Raw genomic sequence first — 2,543 nt, 5'->3', positions numbered from 1 at the left:
TGGGTTGTCGAGCGCTTTTTTGCATGGATCAATCGAAACAGACGTCTCGCGAAGGACTTCGAAGCTTCAATCAAATCTGCCGCGGCTTTCCTCTATGCCTCGTAATGCTGCTAGTCAGACGATGGGCTCGATATCAATGACTTTCAAAACCGACTCTCAGACACTTAAACGTCAAATGTATGGACTGGCCGGGTGTGAGCTGTTCCGAAGCTGCCTGCTGGCATCCCCCTGAAAAGTCCAGGCAGAGATGGTGGGGCCCGAGGTACTGGACTGCGCCAAATTTGCGGAAGAACCCGGATTGTCGCCAGCGCCTCATCCTGATCGCCGCGCTATATTAGTTTCGTAACCGGTTGCCTCTAATGGCGTATTGCACGACGATCTGCCGGACTGTGGCAGCAACCAAACCTAGTGCTAGAAGTCCCACACCAAAGAAGAATAGGCCCAATTGTGATTTAGTGCTTCCTGTAGCAAAATATACAGCAAACCCATGACGGCAATCGCTTGAGCGAAATCCAGAATCATTCCGGAAACTGTTTCTCTGAAATCGCGTTTCATTATCTGCATCCATGTTGGAGGGTAACATCAATGGCATGAAATTTCCAAAAATGAACGGTCTACCACATGGTGTGACATCCCGATTGCTCTGGTTACAGAGGCTTGTCTTTGTGAGGCCCGAGTGCCGCGTGTTGCACATTGGTCATTTTAATATCACACATTACATTTGAGCGTTTGCAATACATGGCGTGATATTGTGCTGGTGCAGTCATGATTAAATGAAGGATCTGAGCGCTAATCAAAAGGAAAATGATTGCTAAAGTTTTCAAAACGGTCGCCGGCTTCATGGTGATCCTCATTGGTGTTTGTGATGAAGCATGATCGCTGCATTCCAGTTTTGTCTCAATCCCAGAACGTAGCACCCTACATATCAATCGAACCGAAATCAGGTTGAGCTATTTCAGCAGATTATGGTTCTTTGTGTTTTCAAAGACGATGGAAGGGCCTGGCTGAACTCAGCGGCCGCGACTATACCAGACGAGGTTGACGTTATACAGATGCCGCCCTGGAACTTGAACGGATCGGTCTAGCGGTCGGACTTTGTTGCATGGCGGATCTTCAGGAAATTATGGAGTTGCCGCGGACAGCGGCGTAAATTGCGTGAGGAATTTGCCCGGTTGCACAAGAAGGTTCTGGACACCCCACGCAACAATACGAGTTGCCGACCGATGACGATCCCGGTTGTTGGTCCCGTCGTATTGCGGAGGTTGTGATCTTATGTGACTTTCGACAGCCACACTTTGGCACATTACGTTGCCGGGAGCGGAGGCCGTCCACCACATCAGGTCAGTTGACGCCGAAGCTCAACGCGTCGGGAGAAGTAAGCGTGTGGGATGCATATCGCTGTGTGGTAATGCGGTAATGCGAACGCTCTTTACGAAGCTGCCCGGATATTTCTGCTTCGTTCATGCTGGCGCAAGGCATCGTGCATGGCGCTGATGTTCACAACTGCGACGGCGCGCCCGATCTGATCGAGCGCACCGCGAGAATTAGTCCACGGTGACGAACTCCTTACCGATGGCGGAAAGCTGATAACTGCCGTACTTACAGTCGTTTAAAGTCGATTTCTGATAAACAGGATAAGATCAAGCCGTCTCCTGAACTTGTAGCTGACATTTTGGATGAACTGGCAGCGTTTGAAGCCAAAAATATCGGGTTAAAACGATGGTTGGCCGAAAAAATCAATGCCGCAAATGAGCAGATCAGGAAAATGCAGCGGCGCATAGTTCAACCTTACCCCCCTCGTCTTCGCGAGGTTGTTGTCTCACATATCGAGGCACTGACGGTTCTACCCACATGCTTGATGCACGATGAAGATCGATCATTTTCAATTGTTTTTCTAAAATATTTAAGGTGATGCTTCATTAATTCGATGTCATGCAAATAGTCCTGTTCTGGTCGAAACGCATATCCCGGATCGATGTGAAAATGGTTTCGCGTAAAACACTCAAACAGATCGAGCTCGTCCCAAATGTTGACGACCTGTTGTAGGCTCCTCGCTATATGTTGCAGCGGCGAACCAGATTGGCCTTCCTCCTGCAATTTGTTCATACGCAAATGAATATGCAGCAGCATGTCAGTTCGCATGTAGCTGTTTAACAGCATGAGCGAGTGTGTCGGGTTTTTTGGAGCGGCAAAGCCCATCCTGTCCTCTGAAGGCAATTTCAGGGCGTCCTCGTCAGTCATCATCATATTTTACAATCCGCTTGGTATAAAAATGTCAGTCAGTATGGAGACGAAAGCTGCCGTCATTTCGCAGCAGGACGCAGCGGTCTGTAACGGTGGTGTCGGCGCAGTGCACGACCACATATCCAGTAGAATCGACGTCGCTATCGCTGTATTTAAGGTAGACAACACCGGTTAAGCTAAGGTTGAAGAACGTGACCGGATGGAATAGCCCCCTAATTGCCCGGACAGTTTCTGCCACTTAAATAAGTGATAGGACTACTGTTCACATTATGACTGGTAATAGCATTAAGATGGAAATT

At 48.7% G+C, this 2,543-nt stretch carries 2 protein-coding genes and 1 pseudogene; 1 reads left to right on the top strand and 2 read right to left on the bottom strand.

Features of this window, described 5'->3' with window-relative positions; all coding sequences use genetic code 11:
• Positions 1-105 (top strand): annotated as a pseudogene (locus tag ACTJKP_RS26675) (IS5/IS1182 family transposase); the annotation flags it as partial.
• A gap of 306 nt (positions 106-411) precedes the next feature.
• Here ACTJKP_RS26675 and ACTJKP_RS26670 read toward each other — a convergent pair.
• Positions 412-555, bottom strand: coding sequence for a hypothetical protein (locus tag ACTJKP_RS26670; protein WP_440632804.1), 144 nt, complete (start codon positions 553-555; stop codon positions 412-414).
• Positions 556-1,788: 1,233 nt separating this feature from the next.
• The gene (locus tag ACTJKP_RS26665) at positions 1,789-2,247 is read right to left on the bottom strand and encodes a hypothetical protein (RefSeq protein ID WP_440632803.1); all 459 of its coding nucleotides are present in this window, start codon (positions 2,245-2,247) and stop codon (positions 1,789-1,791) included.
• Between the last annotated feature and the right edge of the window lie 296 nt (positions 2,248-2,543).

It is taken from the genome of Brucella sp. 22210 (genome assembly GCF_052045675.1).
In the GTDB taxonomy this organism is placed as follows: Bacteria; Pseudomonadota; Alphaproteobacteria; order Rhizobiales; family Rhizobiaceae; genus Brucella.
Note: the sequence above shows the minus strand (reverse complement) of the source record. Positions and strands in the feature narration are given on the sequence as shown.

Bases quoted from the DNA above. Each gene is read 5' to 3' on its own strand.
- ACTJKP_RS26670 (WP_440632804.1), bottom strand. From the start codon at position 555: ATGAAACGCGATTTCAGAGAAACAGTTTCCGGAATGATTCTGGATTTC.
- ACTJKP_RS26665 (WP_440632803.1), bottom strand. From the start codon at position 2,247: ATGATGATGACTGACGAGGACGCCCTGAAATTGCCTTCAGAGGACAGG.